This is a genomic window from Campylobacter sp. JMF_14 EL1, assembly GCF_027737585.1.
In the GTDB taxonomy this organism is placed as follows: domain Bacteria; phylum Campylobacterota; class Campylobacteria; order Campylobacterales; family Campylobacteraceae; genus Campylobacter_B.
Window position 1 is genome coordinate 21,513 of sequence record NZ_JAOVTW010000002.1, and the last position, 18,162, is coordinate 39,674.

Annotated in this window: 19 protein-coding genes; 12 read left to right on the forward strand and 7 right to left on the reverse strand. The window is 38.1% G+C overall.

Annotation, left to right across the window (positions count from 1 at the left end; translation table 11 throughout):
• Positions 1-30 precede the first annotated feature (30 nt).
• The 6 genes from OFN73_RS03505 to OFN73_RS03530 form a co-directional block, all read right to left on the reverse strand.
• Entirely contained in the window at positions 31-189 is a 159-nt protein-coding gene (locus OFN73_RS03505) for a hypothetical protein (RefSeq protein ID WP_270862258.1), read from the reverse strand.
• Between the two features lie 13 nt (positions 190-202).
• A complete protein-coding gene (locus tag OFN73_RS03510; RefSeq protein ID WP_270862259.1) occupies positions 203-979 on the reverse strand; it encodes a hypothetical protein in 777 nt (258 codons plus the stop codon).
• Between the two features lie 201 nt (positions 980-1,180).
• Positions 1,181-2,011 carry a hypothetical protein gene (locus OFN73_RS03515; protein ID WP_270862260.1) on the reverse strand — a complete coding sequence of 277 codons (831 nt, stop codon included), beginning with the start codon at positions 2,009-2,011 and terminating at the stop codon, positions 1,181-1,183.
• 115 nt (positions 2,012-2,126) lie between these two features.
• On the reverse strand, positions 2,127-2,648 hold the full coding sequence (locus OFN73_RS03520; protein ID WP_270862261.1) for a hypothetical protein: 522 nt from the start codon (positions 2,646-2,648) through the stop codon (positions 2,127-2,129).
• Between the two features lie 100 nt (positions 2,649-2,748).
• Complete coding sequence (locus OFN73_RS03525) at positions 2,749-4,104, reverse strand: hypothetical protein (RefSeq protein ID WP_270862262.1); 1,356 nt, start codon at positions 4,102-4,104, stop codon at positions 2,749-2,751.
• Positions 4,094-4,753 (reverse strand): response regulator transcription factor, encoded by a 660-nt coding sequence (locus OFN73_RS03530; RefSeq protein ID WP_270862263.1) that lies wholly within the window; start codon positions 4,751-4,753, stop codon positions 4,094-4,096. The genes OFN73_RS03525 and OFN73_RS03530 overlap by 11 nt, the downstream gene beginning before the upstream one ends.
• Before the next feature lie 154 nt (positions 4,754-4,907).
• Here OFN73_RS03530 and OFN73_RS03535 point away from each other — a divergent pair, with 154 nt between their 5' ends.
• The gene (locus OFN73_RS03535) at positions 4,908-5,348 is read left to right on the forward strand and encodes a Dps family protein (RefSeq protein WP_270858336.1); all 441 of its coding nucleotides are present in this window, start codon (positions 4,908-4,910) and stop codon (positions 5,346-5,348) included.
• A gap of 165 nt (positions 5,349-5,513) precedes the next feature.
• Here OFN73_RS03535 and OFN73_RS03540 read toward each other — a convergent pair whose 3' ends face one another.
• Positions 5,514-5,870 carry a histidine triad nucleotide-binding protein gene (locus OFN73_RS03540; protein ID WP_270862264.1) on the reverse strand — a complete coding sequence of 119 codons (357 nt, stop codon included), beginning with the start codon at positions 5,868-5,870 and terminating at the stop codon, positions 5,514-5,516.
• A 132-nt stretch (positions 5,871-6,002) separates the two neighbouring features.
• On the opposite strand from OFN73_RS03540, the gene pheS reads away from it, so the two are divergent.
• From pheS to OFN73_RS03595, 11 genes are all read left to right on the forward strand, one after another.
• On the forward strand, positions 6,003-6,998 hold the full coding sequence (pheS, locus tag OFN73_RS03545; protein ID WP_270862265.1) for a phenylalanine--tRNA ligase subunit alpha: 996 nt from the start codon (positions 6,003-6,005) through the stop codon (positions 6,996-6,998).
• Positions 6,995-9,325, forward strand: coding sequence for a phenylalanine--tRNA ligase subunit beta (gene pheT / locus OFN73_RS03550; protein ID WP_270862266.1), 2,331 nt, complete (start codon positions 6,995-6,997; stop codon positions 9,323-9,325). The genes pheS and pheT overlap by 4 nt, the downstream gene beginning before the upstream one ends.
• Positions 9,322-10,599 (forward strand): 3-phosphoshikimate 1-carboxyvinyltransferase, encoded by a 1,278-nt coding sequence (gene aroA / locus OFN73_RS03555; protein ID WP_270862267.1) that lies wholly within the window; start codon positions 9,322-9,324, stop codon positions 10,597-10,599. The genes pheT and aroA overlap by 4 nt, the downstream gene beginning before the upstream one ends.
• The gene (locus OFN73_RS03560) at positions 10,589-11,422 is read left to right on the forward strand and encodes a 4-hydroxy-3-methylbut-2-enyl diphosphate reductase (RefSeq protein ID WP_270858330.1); all 834 of its coding nucleotides are present in this window, start codon (positions 10,589-10,591) and stop codon (positions 11,420-11,422) included. The genes aroA and OFN73_RS03560 overlap by 11 nt, the downstream gene beginning before the upstream one ends.
• A gap of 123 nt (positions 11,423-11,545) precedes the next feature.
• Complete coding sequence (locus tag OFN73_RS03565; protein WP_270862268.1) at positions 11,546-13,207, forward strand: 30S ribosomal protein S1; 1,662 nt, start codon at positions 11,546-11,548, stop codon at positions 13,205-13,207.
• A 56-nt stretch (positions 13,208-13,263) separates the two neighbouring features.
• Entirely contained in the window at positions 13,264-14,841 is a 1,578-nt protein-coding gene (gene serA / locus OFN73_RS03570) for a phosphoglycerate dehydrogenase (RefSeq protein ID WP_270862269.1), read from the forward strand.
• A 62-nt stretch (positions 14,842-14,903) separates the two neighbouring features.
• Positions 14,904-15,170, forward strand: coding sequence for a hypothetical protein (locus OFN73_RS03575; RefSeq protein WP_270862270.1), 267 nt, complete (start codon positions 14,904-14,906; stop codon positions 15,168-15,170).
• Positions 15,136-15,819: a WYL domain-containing protein gene (locus OFN73_RS03580; RefSeq protein ID WP_270862271.1), complete on the forward strand. Its 684-nt coding sequence runs from the start codon at positions 15,136-15,138 to the stop codon at positions 15,817-15,819. The genes OFN73_RS03575 and OFN73_RS03580 overlap by 35 nt, the downstream gene beginning before the upstream one ends.
• A gap of 124 nt (positions 15,820-15,943) precedes the next feature.
• A complete protein-coding gene (locus OFN73_RS03585; protein ID WP_270862272.1) occupies positions 15,944-16,123 on the forward strand; it encodes a hypothetical protein in 180 nt (59 codons plus the stop codon).
• A gap of 19 nt (positions 16,124-16,142) precedes the next feature.
• Positions 16,143-17,609: a hypothetical protein gene (locus tag OFN73_RS03590; protein WP_270862273.1), complete on the forward strand. Its 1,467-nt coding sequence runs from the start codon at positions 16,143-16,145 to the stop codon at positions 17,607-17,609.
• Positions 17,610-17,625: 16 nt separating this feature from the next.
• Positions 17,626-18,159: a hypothetical protein gene (locus OFN73_RS03595; RefSeq protein ID WP_270862274.1), complete on the forward strand. Its 534-nt coding sequence runs from the start codon at positions 17,626-17,628 to the stop codon at positions 18,157-18,159.
• The last annotated feature ends 3 nt before the right edge of the window (positions 18,160-18,162 follow it).

An 18,162-nucleotide genomic window follows, 5' to 3' on the forward strand; every position in this document is an offset into this window, starting at 1 on the left:
TTGCTAACCAAAGCTAACTTTGACAAAAATTTACGCTAAATTTGATACCAAACCGCTAACATCTAACCACCACCGGTTATTTTTAAACGATTTAATTATCTCATCACTCAATCCAAGAGAGTTTAATAATCTCTCCTCTGCCTTGTTTAGCTCACTAGTAGCCTTGTTAATTCTGCTAGAATTACTCATTTTTATCTCCTTGTTAGAAAATTTTTATAGCTTCAATACCTTTTATATCTGTATCCAAATTTATATGAAAAAGTGAAAGAAAATATTCTTTTAACAAATCATGGTCTTTTTGATTAAAAAAGCAAATTGTTGCACCAGCAGTTACAATTCTCCCGCCATCAATCCAACCTATATCAATTACAAATTTCTGTGAATATTCCCAAAAATTTGTAAGATTTTTATTTGATTTTTTATAAACCAACATACGAAATGCAATGTCATACATAATCGATAAAAATAAAATAAAGGCATAAACAAACAAACCTATTATAAATTCGCTATTGAAAGTAAATAAAAAACTGATTATACAAATAGCTAAAAATGGATAACCAAATATATTTTTAAGCCTATTTATTTGATATAAAAACGATGAAAATTCTTTATTTCCAACTAAGCTGTAAATTTTGCGTATTTGTAAATCATTATCATAATATATTGCTTTCATGTCAGATGTTAGCGCAACATAGCGTTCTTTTGAATTTATAGTTATCATATAGGAGATAGTTAAAAATCCTACAAAAATAAAACATAAAATAAAAATTTTTTTTACCAATTCGTCAAATTCGTCAAATTCAATATGACTCTGCATAGCCAAAATAAAAATCAAAGAAATAAAGAAAAATATTAAATTTAAAACACCGTGTAATTTTATTTCTTTGCTATAATCACGCAAAACCAACGGCTCTTTATCGTAATCCCTCAAATTCTTATTTTTATTAAAAATATCGTTTTTAAAATTTCTGTTTTCCAAAATTTAATCCTTTTATAAAATCTCTGTCAGTATCTGCGATACTAAAATTTTTAAATTCACAAATTTAAACTTACTTCTGAATTTTGAAATTCAAGCAACTAGTAAATTTAAATTTATCAAAATTTATAATCTCTCTTCTGCCTTGTCTAGCTCACTAGTAGCCTTGTTAATTCTGTTAGAATTACTCATTTTTTCATCTCCTTATTGGAAAATTTTTTGAAATTGTTGGTTGCTTAAATTTTTATTTATATCCACACGAAATACCGCCATAATATAGTCTCGCACTTCTTTATAATCTTGCTCATTAAAGCAAAATAAGTGTATAGAATAAAGTCCTACAGTATAAAATTTTCTTGAATCATACCAGTTTATTTCTTGCGCATATTCGTTGATTAACTGAAATTTTGGGAATATTTGCCAAAAATTTTTAAGGCTTTTGTTAAAATTTTTATAAACTCTCGCAAAAACTAGAATTTCTAAGAATTCTGCTATAAGCAATATTAAAATACAAAACAATACGCCTAAAAAAGCCGTTTCAAAAGTCCCTTTGAGAAAATTTGCTATTAAAATTATCGTTAGAAAAAATTTGCAAAAACTCGTTGAAAATATTGTGCCTAAAAACCAAACTCCCCTTACGATTGTCCCATTATGGCGTAAATTTTCGCTATCTATTTCTTTAAAATTCTCATCGCAATACGCAACCTTTGAAGCATAGTAAGCAATATATTTTTTCTTTGAATTAATGATATTAAAATAATCAACTATCAAAAATCCTATCACGAAAAAAACAAATTTTATCAATGTCTGCTTCACTGAATTCATATTTAAAATTCCACTCTCAAAATCATCCAAGTAGCTAATAGAAAATACAGAAGCACTAATCCAAAATATCAAAATTCCTAAATGATGAAATCCAATCGGAAAACCAGAATAATCCCTCAAAATCAACGGCTCTTTATCATAATCTCTTTGGTTTCTATTTGAATTAGTATTTAAATTTTTATCAAATTTCTTTTTATTCCAATTTTTCAAATTCAGTCCTTTTTATAAAATTCCTTGCGCTAAATTTGCTGTCATTGCGAGCCGACACCTAACTACCAAAAGATAAATGTTAATTTTTAAATTCGCAGTTTCCAATTCGTTTCCTTCATTTGATTTTAAAGTAAATTTCTTGTTTTTTATCATAAACAAATATTTTTGACTTGATATCATTTGTCTCAAAATAATCAGGTATTTGAACGGATTTTGAAAGCATATTTTTATCAACTTTCATATATGATATTTCTTCGTCAGGATTTAAATGTTTTTGTTGCACTTCATAAGAATACATTGCAGGCATACTAAAAAACATTATATGAGCCTTTTTTTTAGTAATTAAACGATATTCATCATTGATTTTTATAGCTTTTTGCAAATCCGAATATAACTTTTTAGTCTCATCATCAAATTTACAAGTAACATAAAAATATACAGAATCAAAATGCGAAAGCGTATAGCTAACATACTTTTTACAAGTTTTATAAAATTTATCTCTTTGTTTCTCTAAAATCTTATCATACTCCTTTGTTAGCTTTTCTATCTCATCATCGCTTTTATCTAATGCTTTAAGTTTAGCATTATAATGGCTTTTTAGATAATACAACTCATAATTTATCAAATCATCTTTCATTGCTTTTATGATAAACGGCTCTCTAAAAATTAACAAAATTATCGGTAAAAAATATATCACCATCAATATAGTGATAAATTTAAAAAATTTTTTAACAAATTTACGCAAATTCTGCTTCGCTTTTTTTTATAAATTTTATAAAATTCACGCCATTTTCGTGCGAATAGGCGATTTCGTAGCCGTTTAAAATCGCTGTTTTTTGTATGATAAATAGCCCAAATCCATACCCGCTCGAACTTTTATGGCGCACGCTTTTATCCAATTTCCAGTTTAGTTCCAGCTCGCCGTTTGCGCTAGAAATGTCCTTGGCTAGGGGTTCGCCGCTGTTTTCGAAAACTATCGCGCCATGCGTGGCGTAAATTTTGATCTCGTGATTTGGCGAGTAATTCAGCGCGTTTTCGATTAAATTTTTAAGACATATCTCCCACAGCTCGGCGCTTCCGTAAATTTTAAAATCGCGTTCTAAATCAACGCAAATTTTATCATTTTCGCGTAAATTTAGCTTTTCGCGCGTGCGCTCAAAAACCTCGCCAAAGCCCATTTGCTCGCACTCTACCGCCTCGGAGCTAACCAGACTTTCAAGAAGCCTGAAATTTTCTAACTGCTCGTTTATCTGCGCAAAAAGCCTAGCCAAATTGCTCTGATTTTGCGGGCTGGGAGCGTTTTTTAGGTAAAATGCGCCCTTGGCAAGGGGTGTTTTCATCTCGTGCATAAAGATTTTGTTAAACATTTCTCTGGTGCCAAGAAGCTGTTTTATGCGCAAAATCGCGCTATTATAGGCGTTTTGGATACGAGAAATTTCTTTATAATCGCTTTTGATTTCCAAAATTTTAAACTCGCCGTTTTTTAAATTTAGCAAATTTGAATAAAGCAAATTTAATGGCGCCAAAGCCTTGTTTAAAAAGAAAAAAAGTAGTGCCAAAATGCCTAGCAAAACGCAGAAAAAAATGTCGAAAACCGCGAAATCTCGGTCATTATCCAAGGCGCGCAAAACCATATAATTAATCGGCGTGTATATGAAAAACAGCTCCTCGCGCCCTGATTTTACGATCTGATACCCGCTGTTTTTATCGCCGAAGCTCTCGATGATTTTGGCGTTTTTGGTGCCGAAATTTTCGGCTAAAACAAAGCCGTTTTGCGCCAAAATTTCATCGCTTGGTAAGCTAGCGTTTAAAAGCTCTTCTTGGAAACTTTGCAAATTTAGCCGTAAATTTAGGCGCAAAGTCTCTTTGTAGCGATAATCCTTCCAGCTATGCACGCCAAACCACAAAAAAACTATCCCCAAAAACGCTACCAAAAAAAGTATCAAAATGCGCCTGAAAATGGACTTTTGCGCGCTGTTTTGCAGACTAGGTTGCGCTGAAATTTTTGCGCCCTTTTGCGTATCTGTCTGCGCCGAATTTTGAGAATTCACCTGCGCCAAATTTTGCGCCAAATTTTGCTTGCTATTTGGCAAGGCGATACCCTCTGCCACGAAGCGAGATTATGTGATTTGCCTCGCTGTGAGGTTTGATTTTGGCTCGAATTTTGCTGATTATCATCTCCAAATTTTTCTCATTTGCCGATACAATCGAGGGCGAGGCGCGCAAAATTTGCTCCTTGCTGACAGCGGCTGGGAAGTTACGAACTAGCTCGCCAAGCACTTCAAACTCAGCCAGCGTAAGCCCCAAATTTACGCCATTAAACAACACATCGCCTAGATTTTTATCCACGCTAAACGCTAAATTTTCGCTCTCTTCTTTAAAGTCATTTGCCCTGCGCAAAAGCGAGATTATGCGCGCGTATAGCTCGTCTGGGTCGTATGGTTTGGGCAGGTAGTCATCAGCCCCGATTTGCAGGGCGCTTACCTTATCGACGGTCGAGGCGCGCGCACTCGAAACGATAACCGGGATTTTGCTTTTTTTGCGGATTTCTTTGCAAACTTCCAGTCCGTCCATGCCAGGAAGCCCCAGGTCCAATAAAACCAAATCAAACTGCGCCAAATCCGTGCTAATCGCCAAAAACGGATCCTCGCACGCCTCCACGCTAATGCCCCGCGAACCTAAAAATTCGGCTATCAATCCAGCAAACTCTGCGTCATCTTCGATCAAAAAAACTTTTACCATTTTTGCTCTTTAAATTTTGATATAAAACCTTAATTATATGTAAATTTTGTAAATTTGAGAGTTCTAAATAATAAAATTTATTAATTAGATACTTTTTATTTAAATTTATCGTTTATAATACCGCCGAATTTAAATTAAGAAAGGAGACATGAAAATGTCAAAAGTAACAAAACAACTAAACCAAATCCAAGCAGATGCACACGCGCTATTTGTCGCATTTCACGCATATCATTGGAATATCAAAGGCCTACAATTTGCGCCAATCCACTCTTACACAGAGGAAGCTTACGATGAGTTTGGCGTGCTTTTCGATGACGCAGCTGAAAGAGCATTGCAAATCGGTGGCAAACCAGTAATCAAAGCCGAAGAGCTAATCAAACTAGCCTCTGCTCCAATCGATCTAAAAGACGATTATAGCGCAGAAGAGGTGCTAAAAAATGTGAAAAAAGCCTATGAATATTTGCTAAAAGAGTTCAAAAAACTAGCCGAAATCGCAGACGAAGCAGGCGATATCGTAACATCAAATTTCGCACAAGACAAACTTGGCGGATACGAAAAACGCCTTTGGATGCTTGATGCAATGCTTGCAAAATAATCCTTGCAAACCTCAATAAAAGTCGCCAAATTCGGCGACTTTTTTAAATTTTACACTTTAAAATTCACTATTAAAATTTAACCCAAATTACCAAAAAGCAAAATTTAAAAAAATTAAAAAAGCAGAAAAGTCGCCAAATTTGGCGACTTGTGAAATTTGTGAGTTTTAGAATTTATCGTGCGTATTCGCGCCGTTTGTGTTATCCCATGGAAGTTTCGTTCCACCAAGGATATGAAAGTGCAGGTGCATGACCTCTTGGCCGCTGTTTTCGCCGCAGTTGCACACTAGGCGGTAACCTGTCTTATCTAGCCCCATTTTCACAGCGACTTCTTTAATAAAACTGCTAAGACCTACCATGACCTCTGGCGGGGTTACTTGGAAGTTTTCATAGCATTTTTTCGGAATTGCCAAAATGTGTATTGGAGCTTTTGGGCTAATATCGTGAAATGCCAGAAAATCGTCGTTTTCTAGGACTTTGTTACATGGAATTTCGCCTGCTACAATTCTTTCGAAAATATTCATAATGTATCCTTTTTTGATTAAAAATTCAGCCTAGATTATAGCTAAAAATTTCAAATTTATGAATTTTTACCTTGTTTTTATCAATTTTTAACTACAATCGCAAAATTCATTTTTTTACAAAAAGGATAAATTTTGCAAGAAATCAAAGCCAAAATCGAAGCAGCCACTAGCTTAGATGAAATTGAAAAAATCCGCCTTGAATTATTTGGCAAAAAGGGCGTTATCACCGAGCTTTTCGCTCAGTTAAAGTCCGTCCCTGCCGAGCAAAAAAAGGAATTTGCAAAAGAGGCAAACCAAAAGCGAGATATTTTTTCCGAGCTAATTGGCGCGAAAAAATCAGCCTTGGAGGCAATCGCGCAAAAAGAGGCGATGAAAAAAGAGGCGATCGATGTTACGCTATTTAACGAAAATGTAGCTAGCGGGGCGCTTCACCCTGTAATGGAGACTATGGATAAGATAATCGATTATTTTGTATCGCAAAATTTCAGCGTAGAATCTGGTCCGCTAATCGAAGATGATTTTCACAATTTCGAAGCGCTAAATTTACCGAAATACCACCCAGCGCGCGATATGCAAGATACATTTTATCTAAATTCAGGCGAGCTTTTGCGCACACACACTAGCGGCGTGCAAATCCGCACAATGGAGAAATTCAAAACACCGCCAGTGCGTATGATAGCCCCAGGTGCGGTATTTAGACGCGATATGGATTTGACACATACGCCGATGTTTCACCAAGTAGAGGGTTTGGTCGTCGAAAAGGGCGCAAATGTGAGCTTCGCAAATTTAAAATACATTTTAGAGGATTTTTTGCATTATATGTTTGGCGATGTCAAAGTCAGGTTTCGCCCTAGCTTTTTCCCATTTACTGAGCCTAGCACAGAGGTTGATATTAGCTGTATTTTTTGCGGTGGAGCGGGCTGTCGTGTTTGCAAACAAACTGGCTGGCTAGAAGTGCTAGGAAGTGGCGTGGTAGATCCAAATGTGTTTAAAGCGGTAAAATGGAGCGATGTGAGCGGATATGCCTTTGGGCTTGGGGTCGAGAGATTTGCTATGCTACTTCATAGAATTCCTGATTTGCGCTCACTTTTTGAAGGCGATATTAGATTATTGGAGCAATTTAAATGATAATAACGAAAAATTGGTTACAAGATTGGATTGATTTAAGCGAAGTTTCATCAGAAAATTTAGCCCTTACGCTAAATTCGATTGGTTTAGAGGTCGATGCGCACACTCGCATGAATATCCCAAATTTGGTCGTCGTGGGGCTTGTTAAAAGCAAAAGACGCCACGAAAATTCAGACCATTTAAATGTCTGCGAAGTCGATGTCGGCGAAAAAACGCTCCAAATCGTGTGTGGAGCCAAAAATGTCGATGCAGGGCAGTTCGTAGCAGTAGCACTCGTGGGAGCGAAGCTTCCTGGCGGATTGGAGATCAAACCAGCCAAACTTCGTGGCGAAGAGAGCTTTGGTATGATTTGCTCATCGACCGAGCTTGGGCTTCCTAAGACCTTTGACGGGATTATGATTTTAGACGAAAGTATCGGCGAGCTAATCCCTGGTAAGGCGCTAAATGAGTATGAAATTTTTAACGACGACATAATCGAGATCGAGCTTACTGCAAACAGGGGCGATTGCCTTAGTATTTTAGGTATCGCGCGAGATCTTAGCGCTGGGTTAAATTTAGCGTTGAAAGAAAAAGTCGAGTTCAAAGACCCTGAAAATGCCCCAGGAATCGGCAGAATTTTAAATGTCCATACAAACGCCGAAAGCAACGCGAGATTTTCGTTTCGCGCCTTTGAAGCAAAGAAAAATTTCGGACTTTCTTTTAAACACATTTTGCGCCTTGCGATTGCCGATTTGCTAGGCTCTTGTGCTGTGCAAAACTACTTAGCCTATGTTACGCACGCGACGGGAGTTTTGCTAAGGGCGTATGATTTCGAAAAAATCGCTAATGGGAGCGAAAAAATTTCACTTGACATTAAACAGCTACAAAACGGCGAATTTGGCGTGTATTGCGGTGAAAAACTGCTAAGTATCGCTGGAATTTGCCAAGATGAAAATTTCAAAGCCTGCGATGAGGCAAAAATTGTAATCATCGAGGCAAACTACACCAAACCCCTTGTCATCGCAAAAGCCATAAACGAAAACAAAAGCCTAAAAGGCGACGAGCAGGTTTATCGCTCATCTCGTGGTAGCGAGCCAAGCCTAGGCGTGGGCACGGAACTTTTATTTCGCATTTTGGGCGAAAATCCTTCGATTTTGCCGTATGCTGGCGCGCAGAGAATTTCGAGCGCGTATGAGCCTGTAACGATTAGATTTAGCGACAAAGAGATTAATAAAATGATTGGCGCAGATATTTCGCGCGATCAAATCGTAAAAATTCTAAAAAAACTAGGATTTGATATCAGCATAGAGGCTGATTTCATCAACGCCAAAGTTCCGCATTTTAGGCACGATGTGCTAAATGCACATGATATTTGCGAGGAAATCGTGCGAATCGTAGGCATCGATAATATCGCCTCAGCACCGATGAAATTCGAGGAAAAAACACGCATAAACGAAACTTATATAAATTTGCAAAATTCACGCAAAGTGCGCAAAAAAGCGGCTGCTTTGGGATTTTTCGAGTGCGTGCATTATGTCTTTGACGATAGCAAAATTTTAGCCTCTCTTGGATTTGTGCCGTGCAAAAAAGAGATTTTAAACCCAATCAATAGCGAGTTAGACGCGCTTCGCCCAACGCTGATAAATCATCTTTTGGCCTCTGCTGAGCGAAATTTGAAAAATTCGAAAAAAAGCGTCAAACTTTTCGAGCTTGGCACGGTTTTTGACGCTGGGGGCGTGCAATCGCAAAAACTAGGATTTGTCGCAAGCGGACTAAAAAACGAAAGCTCTATCGCAAACGGCGCGAAACCTGCGGCTGTGGATTTTCTATACTTTGCGGGATTAATTCAAAGCGTGATTGGTAAATTTAGCGTGAAAATTCCAGAGCAAAAAATCGGCTTTTTAAGCGAATTTGAACAAGCCCTAATCGAGCAAAATGGCGAAATTGTTGGCTTTATAGGGCGCGTAGATGGCGATGTGGAAAAAAGTCGTGATTTAGAAAAAACATATTTGTGCGAGATTGATTTTGAAAAACTAAAATTTGAAAGAATTATGGCAAATGCTTATTCGAAATTCCCTAGTATTTTGCGCGATTTAAGTATTTTGGTGCCAAATGACCTTAGATTTGAGAAGATTAAAGAGGTTATAAGCTCCCTTAAAATCGACGCTTTGAAGGAATTTTTGCCGACTGATTTATACAGAGACGAAAGCCTAAAAGATAGCGCGAGTTTGACAATTAAATTTAGTTTCCAAGACGATAACAAAACCCTCGAAGATGACGAAGTAGCAGGCTTTATGGATAAAATTTTACAAGCATTAAATCAAAATTTAGGATTAGAATTACGATGAGAATTTTCGCTCAAAAATCGCCATTAAATGCCGAAATTTCAAATATCGGCTCAGACAAATCGATCTCTCATAGAAGCGCAATTTTCGCGCTTTTATCGGATAGGACAAGCAAAATTTCAAATTTTTTGCTAGCCGAGGATACGCTAAATACGCTAAAAATCGTAGAGGCTCTGGGTGCAGAGGTTAAGCGAGTGGGTGCCGAAGTCGAAATCACGCCAAAAGGCGCGATAAAAGAGCCAAATATGCCATTAGAGTGCGGGAACTCAGGCACTACGATTCGCCTTTTTATGGGGCTTTTAAGCTCGGTTAAGGGATTTTTCGTCCTAAGTGGTGATAAATACCTAAACGAGCGCCCAATGCGTAGAATAGGGGGTCCCCTAAGCAAAGTAGGGGCGAAAATTTACGGTCGTGATAATGCGAACAAAGCTCCGATTGCAATCGAGGGAAACAAGCTTGAATATTTTGAATTTGATAGCAAAATTTCATCTGCTCAGGTCAAAACCGCTATGATTTTAGCCGCCCTTAATAGCAATGGTTGCAAATTTAGCGAACCTGAGCTAAGCCGTGATCACAGCGAAAAAATGCTAAAAGCTATGGGAGCGGACATTAGCACAAACGGCCTTGAACTGCGTGTAGAGCCATTACGCGCGCCACTTAAACCACTTGAAATTTTCGTGCCAAACGACCCAAGCTCGGCGTTTTATTACGCTGTGGCAGCCTCGATAATCCCGGGCTCGCATATCGTGCTAAAAAATATGCTTTTAAATAAAACTCGCATAGAAGCTTACGAAATTTTAAAGAAAATGGGTGCGAAAATCAGCTACAAAAAAACCGATGAAATTTACGAAGAAATCGGCGATATCGAAATTTCTTACGCCCCGCTTCGCGCCGTAGATGTTAGCGAAAATATCCCGTGGATGATAGATGAAGCCCCAGCCCTAGCCGTGGCGTTTGCCTGCGCGCAGGGCAAAAGCACTCTAAAAAATGCAAAAGAACTTCGCGTCAAAGAGTGCGACCGCATAGCTGTCATGGTCGAGGGATTAAAGGCGTGTGGCGTGAAAGCTAGCGAGTTAGAAGATGGCTTTGAAATCATTGGCGGTGGAGAAATGAGCCCAGCAATCATCACGCCTCATGGCGACCACAGAATTGCGATGAGCTTCGCTATTTTGGGGCTTAAATGCGGTATGATGATAGAAGATGCCAAATGTATCGCGACATCTTTTCCAAATTTCAGCGAAATTTTAAAACAAATCGGAGCTAGCGTTGAGGATTGAAATGGCCAAAAGCTATGGCTTTTGCTTCGGGGTCAAAAGAGCGATTAAAATCGCAGAAAACGCGGGCGAGGCCTCGACGATAGGCGAGCTAATCCACAACGCAGAAGAGATCAACCGCCTAAGGCAAAATTTCGGTGTAAAAACTCTAAAAGATGCTAGCGAAGTAAGCGATGAAAAAAAGCTCATAATCCGCACGCACGGTATCCAAAAAGAGGATTTGACGCGCCTAAGAGCGCAAAATAAAGAGCTCATCGACGCGACCTGCCCCTTTGTGACCAAACCGCAGCAAATCGTCGAAAAAATGAGCGATGAGGGGTATGATATCGTGATTTTTGGCGATAGCAACCACCCAGAGGTAAAAGGGGTGAAATCTTATGCTAAGGGCAGGGTTTTTGTGGTTTTAGAGCCAAGCGAATTGGACGAGATTAAGCTAAATTCAAAGGTTGCAGTAGTTTCGCAGACTACGAAAAAAATCGAAAATTTTGTCAAAATCGTGGATTATTTAATGCAAAAATCGCGCGAGGTGCGTATTTTTAATACTATCTGCAACGCGACACTAGAAAACCAAGAAGCAGCCGCCGAACTTGCCAAAAAAGCCGATATTATGATAATTGTGGGTGGCAAAAATTCATCAAATACAAAGCAACTTTTTTTGATTTCGCAAAGCTTTTGCAAGGATAGTTATTTGATCGAAAACGAAGACGAAATCGAGCAAATTTGGTTTAAAAATAAAAATTTATGCGGGATTTCAGCAGGGGCTAGCACGCCTGATTGGATTATCAAAAAAGTCGTTGAAAAAATCGAAAAAATATCAAAATTTTAAAATTTCATCTCAAATTTAACATATTAAAATTTAAAAAAATTTAGTTGATTAAAAGCAAAATTTAGGTAAGATTTAGCTTTTAGCATTTTTGTTAAAAATGTAAATAAATTTAAAGGAAGCTTTATGGCCGAGGTGAACGAGAAAGTTCAAAATCACGCAGATGAAGATTTTGCGAAATTGTTAGAAGAGTATGACAACCAAAAATCACACGATGAGGTAGTCACAGGTAAGGTTATCGCTGTTAAAGACAACGAGATTTTCGTAGATGTGGGTAGAAAGCTAGAAGGAGTTTTGGATGTATCCGAAGTGAGCGACGCCCAAGGAAACTTGTGTGTAAAAGTAGGTGATGACATTAAAGTCGCGATAATCGGAAGTAGAGGTGGTCGCCCGGTCGTATCATATAGAAAAGCTATAAAAAAAGAAAAAGTCAAAGCATTTATCGATTCTTACGATGAAAATGCAGAAAATGTATATGATGTCAAAATCGTCTCTTTTAACAAAGGCGGTTATGTTTGCGTTAGTGAAGATGATGTTGAGTTTTTTATGCCACGCTCTCAAAGTGCGCTTAAAAACCCAAATGGCGCTATCGGCAAGACTTTTAAAGTAAAAGTTCTAAAAGTAAATGAAGATGAGTTAAGTATCGTGGTTTCACGCAAAAAATTGCTTGATGAGGACCGCAAAGCTAGCAAAGAAATCATCGAAAAAATCGTAGCTACTGAGGGTGTCATTGAAGGCACTGTTAAAAAAATCACAACTTATGGTATGTTTGTCGATGTAGGTGGCGTAGATGGACTAGTTCATTACAGCGAAATTTCATATAAAGGCCCTGTAAATCCTAGCTCACTTTACAAAGACGGCGACAAAGTCCCAGTCAAAGTCGTCAAATACGATAGCGACAAAAAACACCTATCTCTTTCAATCAAAGCTGCAATGCCAGATCCTTGGAACGAGATCAAAGACAGCCTAGAAGTCGGCGACACAATCCGCGTAAAAATCAGCAATATCGAGCCTTATGGCGCATTTGTTGATTTAGGTAACGATATCGAGGGATTTTTGCACATTAGCGAAATTTCATGGGATAAAAATATCAAAAATCCAAAAGACTTCATCAGCGAGGGCGAAGAAATCGATGTAGAAGTCGTAGAAATCAACCCAGATGAAAGAAGACTAAGAGTGAGTCTTAAAAACTTGCTTCCAAAACCATTTGATGAATTTTTGGCAAAATACAAAGTCGGCGATGTGGTAAAAGGTGCAATCACAACAATCACAAATTTCGGCGCGTTCGTTAGAATCGACGGCGTAGAGGGTCTTTTGCATAATGAAGACGCTTCTTGGGATAGAAACGAAAGATGCAAAAATTTATTTAAAATCGGCGATAAACTAGAAGTCAAAATTATCAAAATCGACAACGACACACAAAAAATTTCACTAAATCGCAAAGAGCTAGGCGATAGCCCGATTAGCGATTATGCGAAATCTCACAAACAAGGTGATGTCGTAAAAGGTAAAATTCGCGATATCAAAGATTTTGGAATCTTCGTAGAGTTAGAAGGTGGCGTAGATGCGCTACTTCGCAAAGAGGATTTGGGCGATAAGAGCGCAGATGAGATCAAAATCGGCGATGAAATCGAAGCTGCGATCGCATTTATCGACGAAAAGAAAAATCGTATTCGCCTAAGTGTTCGCAGACTAGCTCACCAAAAAGAGCGCGAGCTTTTAAACGAAGTAAATAGCGATGACGAAAAAATGACTTTGGGAGATCTTATTAAAGATCAACTAAAATAACCCCGCTTGCAAGGCAGTTTTGCCTTGCAACTCCACATACAAAATAGGAGAAATTTATGAAAACTGTAATAGTTTGCGACGCAATCCACAATATAGGTTTTGAACTTCTCTCAAAAGAATCAGATATCCATGTAATCGACGCTACCGATGTCCCAAAAGACGAGCTTTACGGCATGCTTGGCGATGCAGATGTAGCAATCACTAGAAGCTCGACTGCGGTAGATGAGAAATTCTTAAATTCAGGAACTAATCTCAAAGCTATCGTGCGCGCAGGTGTGGGCGTGGATAACTGCGATATCGACGGCTGCTCTAAGCGCGGAATTATCCTTATGAATGTCCCTACGGCAAACACAATCGCCGCTGTGGAGATGACTATGTGCCACCTGCTAAATGCCGCCCGCAAATATGTAAATTCGTGTAATGATTTGAAAATCAATCGCATTTGGAAACGCGAAAAATGGTATGGTACCGAGCTATACAAAAAAAGCTTAGGTATTATCGGTTTCGGAAATATCGGCTCTCGCGTGGGTGTGCGCGCACTTGGCTTTGGTATGAGCGTCATCGCGTATGATCCATACATCGATTCAGAAAAGGCCACAAAACTAGGCGTGAAATACACTACGAATTTCGATGATATCCTAGCGTGCGATTTCATCACAATCCACACGCCAAAAAACCGCGAAACTATCAATATGATCGACGAGCCACAAATTGCGAAGATGAAAAATGGTGTGCGCCTCATAAACTGCGCGCGCGGTGGATTATACAATGAAGCAGCCTTAGTAAAAAATCTAAAATCAGGCAAAATCGCATATCTAGGCATAGATGTTTTCGACAAAGAACCAGCCACTTCGCATGATTTCTTAGATATCGAAAATTTAACCGCCACTCCGCACCTTGGCGCAAATACTTTGGAATCGCAAAGAAATATCGCAGTCGAGGCCGCTGAGCAAGCTATCAGCGCAGCACGCGGTATCAGCTACCCAAATGCGCTAAATTTGCCTATCAAATCCGAGGATTTACCAGCCTCAATCGAAGCGTATGTGGATTTGATATCAAAAATGGCTTATCTAGCCGCCCAAATCAACAAAGGTCCGATAAAATCTATCAAAATCGAGGGTAGCGGCGAGATTTCACAATACCTAAATTCAATGCTAGTTTTCGCTATCGTAGGCGCACTACACGATAGTTTGGGCGATTCGCTAAATTATGTCAATGCAAAATTCCTAGCCGATGAGAAGGGTATCGAGACCGAGTATAAAGAGTGCGTGGGCAGTATCTACAAAAATGAGATTGGCGTTACGATTATCACAGATAAGGATACTTCGAGCGTTGTGGGCACGGTCTTTGACGGCAAAGAGGGTCGCATAGTCAATGTCAATGGATTTAAAACTGACTTCAAGCCAAAAGGCAAGATGATAATCTTCAAAAACACCGATGTCCCAGGCGTCATCAAAAACATAAGCACGATTTTAGCCGATGAGAATATCAATATCGCTGACTTCCGCCTAGGCAGAGGCGAAGACGGCAACGCACTAGCCGTGATCTTAGTCGATTCTCAGGTGCAAAAATCAGTCCTCGAAAAGCTCGCTAAACTAGATACTTGCCTCATGGTGCGCTACGCATCGCTATAAATTTAGCCAAATTTAATGGGGGTTATAATAACGATTTTATTATAACCCCAAAAGAAAGAAATATGATAAAAAATTTAGAAATTTACGCAAAAAATTCAGGCAAAACCCGTGATAATATCGCTTATCGCATGGCGAAATTTTGCACCTTGGCACTTAGCGCGCAAAGCTTCACTCTTGGCGAGCTTAGCAAAGAGCTAGGCGTGGGCGCAGATACGCTCAAACGCGATATGAAAGCGCTGGAAAATCACGGATTTGAGTTCGCAAAGAGTGGTGGCGAAATCCGCGTAAACTGCGTTGGGGGGGGGGTTTCTAGATACCTGCTCGCTTAGTCTAGCGAGAAATTTAGGCGTTAGCGAGATTTTCCCTAGCTTCGGAAGCGAGGAAATCACAGACCTGCTAAACGGCGTTTATAAAATCGACGCCAAATTTGACAAATTTACCCCAAATTCCACGCTCAAAAGGGATTTTGAGGAGATTTGCTACGCTATCAAAAATCACAATATTTTAAATTTCACTTACTCTGGCAAGGAGCGCACCGCAAAGCCTTATGCCTTTATTTTTCGCCTTGGGGTGTGGTATGTGCTATGCGATGAAATGGGCGTTTTAAAGACCTTTACATTTGAGAAAATTTCAAATTTAGATGTTTTGGAGCAAACCTTTTCGCCGGAAATCAAAAAACTAGCCCAAATCAAAGAAAATAAAAATCATTGGTTCTCGCAAAGTCCCGTGAGTGCGAGACTGCGCGTGGATAATACTGCGCTTGCATACCTTGGGCGCAAAAAATTTTTCATCACGCAAAATTTTATTGATAAAAACGATAAATTCGCCACACTTGCCGTGACTGCGGCATTTGAAGATGAAATTTTAAATTTCGCAAAACTCTACCTGCCATATATCAAAATCATCGAACCAGCGAATTTGCAAAGTAAATTTGAAAAAATTTTGCAAGATTATCTAAAAAATGGCGGAAATTTATGAGAGACGACAAACCTTGTCGCAAGAATTTCGTAAAATACTATAAATTTTTTACGAAAGGATGAAAAATGTGGAAGTTTTTCTTAGGTTTAGGTGCAGGTGCGATAGCAGGTGTAGGAGGAAAAATATGTTAAATGAAAAGTATATGCATATGATGATGCGTTTATTAATAACACCAGATGATAAATTGGATGAAAATTTGAAAAAGCAAAAGAGACAATTAGTAGAAAAATTATCTAAACAACAGGAAAGTTTAGAAAAATTGCAACAAAATGAAGAAAGCAATTGTAAGAATTTAAAAAAGTAAATTTTATAAAGAAGAAAAAATGACAAATTTATTTCCTTATGAGCATTCATTTGCTAGTGCAAAACAAATTACAAGGTTGCAAAATTTAGCATTATTAGAACAACAAATAAGCGATTTAGAATTTGAAGCAGATAGCATAATCAGGCGTTATGGCAAATTAAAAAACAATGCTGATAGCTTAGATTATATGGTTGCTTTTGCTAGTGGTGCTATTGCGGGGGCTATTGATATAATTTGGGTCGGAGCGTTTGATTTTAATAGGGGTAAGCAGTGGGGTAGCGAAAAAGTCAATTACTTTGTGCAAAAAGTAGCCAAATGGCAAGGATACAAAGGCGATAAGTTAGACGGTGCTATAAAATTTTTAGAAGATAAATTTCCTATCGCCGTCGATAAAGCTACGGCTGAATTTGGTGGCGGGTTACAGCACCATTTGCGTGATTTTTCACACCACCCTACGCCTATTGGGCTAATGTTTTCTTTGCTTACGCAATTTACTGGCAATGTGTATGGCACAGGCACAACGGGAGCTTTTATGATAGTTCCGTTAAAAGATACTACGCTTATCAGAAAAGATATATATGAAAAAATTCTTTTTGGAGTAGTTTATTGGTTTTTTCACATGGTTAGCGATATGGCTGGTTCTAGTGGCACAGCAGGTGGGGGAACTGGACTTCCTGGACCTATTGTGTCGTTGTTAAAAGAAATTTCGTCTTTGCCTATTTTTCAAAATTTTAAAAATGAAAGTGGAAATTCTGAATTTTCTGTGTTTATTTCAAAATTATTTAACGGCACATTATTTTCCAAGCATGATGAAGATGGAAAAATTATAAAAGAGAGCATAAAACCTTTTGATTTAAGGGGCGAAATTGGCGTAGCTTATGAACTTTCTAGGCAAGCATTGCCCGTAATCATAAACGAGTGTGTTGTTAGGGCGTTTTATTTTATTCGCCGTTTTGCTATGGAGATAAGCGAGAAAGAAATTAAAAATTTACAAGACTTAAAACAAATAGATTGGCAAGTTGTTTTGCCGTTTAATAACGGCACGATTAAACGAATGCTGACTATTTCATCTGTAACTTTTACTGCCATAGATTTAGCTGACGCATACAAACAAGCAAATATTTTGCGTGTGAATTTTATAGGTGTTGCAAGACTTTGTTTGGCTGTGTTGGATGATTTGAAATTTCATGCCAAGTTAGCTAAACAATATAGAGCTGATATGGAGCGAATTTGTGGAAAAATCATAGAACTATTGCAAATTTATGAAAGCGAACTTAGGAGTTATATCAATGAGTATTTAAGCGACCATATAGCCGAATTTGACAAAGCATTTTCTCGTATGAGCGATATGTATAAATTAGGCGATATTGACGGCTTTATCAAAAATGCAAATTTACTTACAGAAAATTTAGGGGGTGAAACACAATTTAAAGATTTTGATGAATTTAATGCTTTGATTGAAAAAGGCGAAACTATTACAATTTAATTAAGAAAGGAAAAACATGCAAACAAAGGATAAACTTATTTTGTTATTACTAGCGATAAATATCGACGGTATCACAGATGAGGAAAAAGGGCTTTTAAGGGAAATTGCTAAACAATATGCCGTAAGCGAGAAAGATATGTTAAAAGTAAAAAGCGAAGTAAATTCGTTACTTGGAAGCGGGGAGCCGGTTGGAGAGATATTTAAAATTTGTATTCAAGAAGCTATGGAGCGTAGTTATGACAAGATGGATAATATGCAGTTTCTTTGGACGCTTGTAAATATGGGCTTTATAGACGGTGATTATTCTGATAATGAGCGAAGCTTGGTTAATCTTTACTGCGAATTTGCAAGGCTAGATAAAACATTTGCAAGAGAATTTGAAGATATAGCTAAGGCTATGGTTGCAGTAGTAGAGCAAAAGAAATTCTTACAAAACTCAAAAATAAATTCGCAAAAGTCTGAAATTTTGAGTAAAGAGTTAGACAAAAATCAAGCTGTGCTAGAAAATAACATTTCAGAGCTAATCTCGCTCTCATCAACACTAGAATAAAGG